This is a genomic window from Myxococcus sp. CA005, assembly GCF_006518205.1.
Taxonomy (GTDB): Bacteria; Myxococcota; Myxococcia; order Myxococcales; family Myxococcaceae; genus Myxococcus; species Myxococcus xanthus.
In genome coordinates, this window is record NZ_SRLV01000189.1 from 1 (window position 1) to 2,471 (window position 2,471).

3 protein-coding genes and 1 pseudogene are annotated in these 2,471 nt (G+C 67.5%); all 4 read left to right on the top strand.

The features are described 5' to 3' along the window. A pseudogene (locus tag FMQ63_RS37020) lies at positions 1–259 on the top strand (L-seryl-tRNA(Sec) selenium transferase); the annotation flags it as partial. Further along, positions 256–849, top strand: coding sequence for an HNH endonuclease (locus tag FMQ63_RS37025; RefSeq protein ID WP_020478752.1), 594 nt, complete (start codon positions 256–258; stop codon positions 847–849). The pseudogene FMQ63_RS37020 and the gene FMQ63_RS37025, both read left to right, overlap by 4 nt. 220 nt (positions 850–1,069) lie before the next feature. Then, positions 1,070–2,023 (top strand): P-loop NTPase, encoded by a 954-nt coding sequence (locus FMQ63_RS37030; protein WP_011553382.1) that lies wholly within the window; start codon positions 1,070–1,072, stop codon positions 2,021–2,023. Beyond that, the coding region (locus FMQ63_RS37035) for a J domain-containing protein (protein ID WP_141277045.1) at positions 2,020–2,471 on the top strand (452 nt) is incomplete at its 3' end. The genes FMQ63_RS37030 and FMQ63_RS37035, both read left to right, overlap by 4 nt.

Here is a 2,471-nt window from a genome sequence, read left to right on the forward strand (position 1 = left end):
GGAGGACGGCAACCTGGCCAGCGTGGAGGGGCAGGTGGGTGGGGGTGCCATGCCGCTGGCCAGGTTGCCGTCCTCCGCGTGCATCCTCACCCTAGGGACGCCGGAAGAATTCCTGGAGCGCCTGCGCGGAGGCATGTCGCCGGTTATTGGGAGGATCGCGGATGGCGAGGTGCTCCTCGACGTCCGGTGTCTCGAGGAGGAGGAGCTCCAGGCCGTCGCGGATGCCGTCGCGGCCGCCATTCCAGGGAACCCGCCATGATCAACAGCGCCGTGCTTGTCCTCAACCGGTACTACCAGCCGGTGCATGTCACCTCGGTGAAGCGGGCGTTCTCGCTCCTGTACCTGGGGGTGGCCAAGGCCATCGACTCGCAGTACCGGCTCTACGAGTTCGCGGATTGGGCAGAGCTGAGCGCGACACAGGACTGCATCACCACCATCGAGCGCACCATCCGCGTTCCCCGTGTCCTGGTGCTCAGCGCGTATGACCATCTGCCCCGAGGGCGGGTGCGCTTCTCCCGGCTCAACATCTACGCGCGTGACAACGACACCTGCCAGTACTGCGGCAAGAACCTGCCGCGCAGCGAGCTGAACCTGGACCACGTCATGCCGCGCACGCAGGGCGGCAAGACGACGTGGGAGAACGTGGTGTGCTCCTGCGTGCCTTGCAACCTGAGGAAGGGTGGGCGCACGCCGGAGCAGGCCCACATGAAGCTGCTCAAGAAGCCCGTGCGCCCGCGCTGGACGCCGCTGTTCCGCGGCGCCACCCGCAAGGTGACGTATCAGGAGTGGCTACCGTTCCTGCACCTGGCGGATGCGTCGTACTGGAACGTCGAGCTGCTCGACGAGTAGCGCCTGCCTGGTGGGCATCCGGGCTCACCGCAGGGGCTGGAAACACCGGGAGTGACGGGTTTCCGGCGCATGCGCGGGCCGGGATGCTCCACTGAACGGATGCAGTAGGCCGGGGAGTCGACGCGACCCCGGGTTCGGGATTTGATGGGGGGGCATGCCCCAACCCTCGCCAGCGCCCTGGACCGAATCCCGTGTCCTGGGCCCCACGGAGCCAGGCTCCATGGTCTCCGGCCCTCCTGGTCTGTCACGCCGTCCTCGCCCGCGGCGCATCATCGCCGTGGGAGGCGGGAAGGGCGGCATTGGCAAGTCCATGGTGTCCGCCAACCTGGGCGTGGCCCTGGCCCAATCCGGGGCCAACGTGCTGCTCGTGGACGTGGACCTGGGCGGCGCCAACCTCCACACGTGCCTGGGGGTCGGACAGCCCAACGCGACGCTGTCCGACTTCCTGCGTCGGAACAAGGCGCAGTTGGAAGAGGTCATCGTTCCGACGGGCGTGCCCCGGCTGTCGCTGATCGCCGGCGCGCAGGATGCGCTGGACGCGGCCAACCTCAAGTACGCGCAGAAGCAGAAGCTGCTGCGGACGTTGATGGGCACGTCGGCGGACTACCTCATCCTGGACCTGGGCGCGGGGACGAGCTTCAACACCATCGACTTCTTCATCCTCGCCGACCACGGCGTGCTGGTGATGTTGCCCGAGCCCACGTCGGTGGAGAACGCCTACCGCTTCGCGAAGGCGGCCTTCTTCCGCAAGCTCCAGCAGGTGGAGTCGCAGTACGGCATCGAGGACCTGGTGGACGACGCGCTCACCACCCGTGAGGGGGCGCTGCGCACGCTGCATGACGTGCTGGCGCAGGCCCGGCGCAAGGACCCGGCCATCGCGGACCGCTTGGAGCGCGAGCTCTCCGCGTTCCGCATCCGGCTGATCGTGAACCAGGCGCGCACGGATGCGGACCTGTCGGTGGGCACCTCGGTGGCCGCCGCATGGAAGAAGTTCTTTGGCATCGAAATGGATGTCCTCGGAGCCATTCGCTACGACGACGAGGCATGGCGCGCGGTGCGCAAGCGCAAGCCCGTCCTCATCGAGCGACCGGATTCCGCGGCGGCCACTGCCATTCTGGGCATCGCAACGCGTATCCTCACACTCGACGGCTCCCCCCAGCGTTCCACACCATGAAGCCCTTCGAGCAGCAGACCTATTACGAGATTCTCGAAGTCCCCGTCACCGCTCCGAAGGAGGAGATTCGGGCGGCGTACGAACGGCTGACGGAGCTGTATGCACCGGACTCCATCGCCGTCTATGCGCTCGTGGATGAGGGCCAGGTGGATGAGCTCCGCACTCGGCTCGCCGAGGCGCTGGAGATTCTCTCCGACGAAGAGCTGCGTGCCGAGTACGACAAGGACCTGGGGCTCCCGGCCCTCCGGTTGATGGACGCGGTGTCGACCGGGGGCGAGGTGGCACACGCCGCCGCGCCGGTGGAGCAGCGCGCGGAGCCGGAGCTCGTTGGGGTTGCCGCTTCCGGCGCGGAAGATCAAACTGGCCACCTTTCGACGCAGATCCCCGAAACGGGGACGAACGGGAGGACAGGAGCAGTGCGAGACGTGCCGGTGGAGGACTCGGAGAC